3 protein-coding genes are annotated in these 3578 nt (G+C 69.3%); all 3 read right to left on the bottom strand.

From position 1 onward, the window contains the following. A partial coding sequence (locus tag D7X55_RS45605) for an FHA domain-containing protein (RefSeq protein ID WP_304988915.1) occupies positions 1-1724 on the bottom strand: 1724 nt, incomplete at its 3' end. A gap of 73 nt (positions 1725-1797) precedes the next feature. After that, entirely contained in the window at positions 1798-2688 is an 891-nt protein-coding gene (locus D7X55_RS37400) for a type II secretion system F family protein (RefSeq protein WP_120546687.1), read from the bottom strand. 13 nt (positions 2689-2701) lie between these two features. After that, the coding region (locus D7X55_RS37405) for a type II secretion system F family protein (protein ID WP_233610304.1) at positions 2702-3578 on the bottom strand (877 nt) is incomplete at its 5' end.

Raw genomic sequence — 3578 nt, forward strand, 5'->3', positions numbered from 1 at the left:
GGGGCGAGCAGGGCCATCTCCTCGAGGAGCGGGCCGGCATCCAGCGTCGAGGCGTCTTGCGCGCGCTCCCGGTCGCCCACGAACGTCGCCGGCTCCGGCGAAGGCGGCGGGACGGGAGGGCTCCAGGCAGGAGCGGGCACCAGGGCGGGAGGAATCGCCGCCGGGCCCGCGAAGGTCCCCGAGGCACGGGTCTCCTCGGGGGCCGAGGAGAGGTCGTCGTCCTGGCCGACGAAGGTCGAGGGCTCCTGGGAGTCCTGCGCGGGAGCAGGCGGCACCGCGATCGCGATGCGCACCGGAGGAGCCACGAGCGGGCTGACCGGCGTGATGGGCCGGAGGTCGAGGACGGTCCGCTCCTCGGGCTCCTCCATCGACGGCGGGGGCAGCGCGGGTGGAGCCTCCTGCACGGGCGGCGCTTCCGGGGTCGCCGGGATCGCCATCAGCGTGCGCTCCTCGGGCTCGTCCAGGTCCGGGATGGGCAGCAGGAGCGCCGGCGCGGAGGCGGGCCCGAGCGAATCCACGGAGGGAATCGCCATCAGCGTGCGCTCTTCGGGCTCGTCCAGAAGCACCGGCGTCAGGTCCACCACGGCAGGCGGCGCGGTAGGCCGTGCGGGCGGCGGCGGAGCCATGAGCCCCGGCGGCGCCATCACCGGCAGGCCAGACGCGGGAGCCGCCGCGCGCGGGGGGCCGTGTCCCAGCGAAGGACGGTTGAGGGCGGGAGCACCGGCCTCCGGCAGGCTCGTGACGCCCTTCCGCTTCTCGGGAGCCGATGGGGCCTGAGCGGCAGGAGCTTCGACCACGGGCATTTCCAGCGCCGTGATGGGGGCGGGCGCCGGGACCGGACCGCCGAGCGCCGGCAGCGCCGGTCCGGACGACCGGGCAGAGGAAGAGCCCGAGGCCTTGTTCGACGCGGAAGCGTCCGGCACCGGAGGACCCGAAACGAGGTTCGGAGCAGCCCCCTGCCCCGGCTTGTTGGCGGGCGGAGCGGCGACGGCGGGCAGCCCCGGCGCGGAGCTTCGTCCCTGCGCGGTGGCGCCCGGAACCGGAGGCGTCGCGGCCGCCTTGCTCGCCGGTGACGCCCCCATCGCGGGCAGCCCAGGCGCGGAGGCGCGTCCCGAAGTGGAGGCCCCGTTCACCGGAGCCTTCGCCGCATTCGGCGCGGAGGCCTCCAGCACCGGAGGTCCAGGCCTAGCCGGGGCCGCGCCATTCGGGGGAGCCAGCACAGGAGGTCCCGCCGGAGCCGGAGCCTTCGCGGAAGGCGCCAACACGGGAGGTCCCGCGGGTGCCCTGGCCGGTGTCTGGACCGACGGCAGGTCCGGGACGGAGCTGCGCTGCGGCGGGGCGGCCGGCCTCGCCATGGCCGGCATGGACTGCTGGTAGCTCGTGGGCGCCGCTTCGATCTCCGCGAGCGAGGCCTGCTCCAGGCCCTGCGGAGACACCCTGGCGTTGGGCGGCGCGAGCACCCGCCGGATGGGCCGGGTGACGTCGTCGTCATCCTCCGGCGCCACCCACACGAAGGTGAACTCCACCGGCCCCACGGTGATGCGGTCGCCGTCGCGCAGCTGCTTCTCGCCGGCCAGCGGCTGGCCGTTCAGCTGCGTGCCGTTCGCGCTGCCCACGTCCTCGGCGAAGTAGCGGCCGCCCTTCGCCGTGATGCGGGCATGACGCCGGGAGACACCGTGGTCATGCAGCACCAGGTCGTTCTCCGAGGTCCGGCCGATCTTCACCTCGGCCTGCTCGAAGGCGAGCTCCCTTCCAACCTGGAGCCCCTGGGTGATGGTGAGCAGGATGGGCAGAGGACTAGCCCCCGACGTTGCCGAACATGAACTGGAACACGATGGGCCCGAAGAGCACCATGAACACCGTGGGGAAGATGCACGCGATGAGCGGGAACAGCATCTTCACCGGTGCCTCGCCCGCCAGCTTCTCCGCGCGCTGCGTGCGGTCGATGCGCATCTGCGTGGACTGGATGCGCAGCACCTTGCCCAGGCTCGTGCCCATCTTGTCCGCCTGGATCAGCGCCGTGACGAACGTCGTCAGCGACGGCAGGTCCACGCGCACAATCATGCTCTTGAGCGCCTCTTCACGCGTCTTGCCCATCTTGAGCTGCTTGAGCACCAGCTGCAGCTCTTCACGCAGCGGGCCCTGGCGGCCCTTCTCCACCACCTTCGCCAGCGCGCCCGTGAAGTCCATGCCCGCTTCCACCGACAGCGTCAGCAGGTCCAGGTTGTACGGAAGCGCGCGGCTGATGGCCAGGTGACGGCGCTTCACCTGATCGTTCAACCAGATGAGCGGATAGAACAGGCCCAGGAGCATCACCAGGAGCGACCAGGCCAGGTTCATCCCGATGCCGTTGACGACGAACAGGCCGGCCAGGAGCGCGAAGAAGGCGCTGACTTCCTGCAGCGCCATGATGTCCTCGGGCTTGTACTGCGACGGCTCGCCCGCCTTGATCAGCTTGCGGCGCGTCTTGGACTCGTAGCCCGGCCACATGAAGCGCCGGTTCATCGCGCCCAGCTTGCGGATGGCGACGGAGCCCGCGCCCTTCATGCCGCCCGCGGACTCGTCCCGGACCTCCGTGAGGAAGCGCTCCAGGATGTTGGTGTACAGGCCGATGCCCAGGAACGCGACCGCGCCCGCGGTCAGCAGCGCCGAGCCGCCCATCAGCAGATATGTCAGGACCTCCTGCATGGTGCGCCTCGTTTCAGATGTCGATGTTGACGATGCGCCGGATGATGAGGATGCCCATGATCTCCATGATGGCGATCAGGGTCACCAGGATGTAGCCGAAGATGTGGTTCATCATCGGCTCCATCAGGTCCGGACGCATGTAGTTGAGCACCATGCCCAGCACCGCCGGCATGGCCGCGACGATCCATCCCTGGAGCTTGCCCTGGGACGTCAGCGCGTCGATCTTGCCCTCCAGACGGAAGCGCTCGCGGATGACCGTGGAGATGGTCTCGAACATCTCCGCCATGTTGCCGCCCAGCTGGCGCGCGATGTTGGTGGACACCACGACCAGCTCCAGGTCGTCGCTGCCCACGCGCTTGCCCATGTTGATGAGGGCCTCTTCCAGGGGCACGCCCAGCTTCACTTCCTTCACGAAGAGGCCGAACTCCTGGGACAGGGGCGGCATCGCCTCGCGCGCCACGTGCTCGATGGCCTGCGGGAACGTGAGGCCGGCCTTGAAAGCGTTGGCCATGGCCTGCAGCGCGTCCACCAGCTGCACGTTGAACTTCTTGATGCGGCGCTTGCGGTAGTGCTTCACGAGCAGCATCGGCAGGAAGAAGCCGAAGATGGTCGAAAGCACCGCGAGGATGGGGTTGAAGATGATGTAGCTGAGGATGCCCAGAAGGCACATGCAGGCGATGTTGAGGATCAACATCTGCCGCGCGTCGATGAACAGGAACATGTCGCTCAAGTCGTTCATCGACTTGGCGACGTACCGCTCCTGGTACTGCTCATACGCCTTCGACAGGACGCTGAAGATCACCAGGCTGAAGAAGAAAACCGAGCCGGTGACGAGGAGGAGGACGATACCTGCGAGCATGGGCGCGAATCCCCGGGGGATGAGGGAGGGG

This window comes from Corallococcus sp. AB049A (assembly GCF_003668885.1).
Taxonomy (GTDB): Bacteria; Myxococcota; Myxococcia; order Myxococcales; family Myxococcaceae; genus Corallococcus; species Corallococcus interemptor.

Coding starts and splice junctions, on each gene's coding strand:
- D7X55_RS37400 (WP_120546687.1), bottom strand. CDS start 2,688: ATGCAGGAGGTCCTGACATATCTGCTGATGGGCGGCTCGGCGCTGCTG.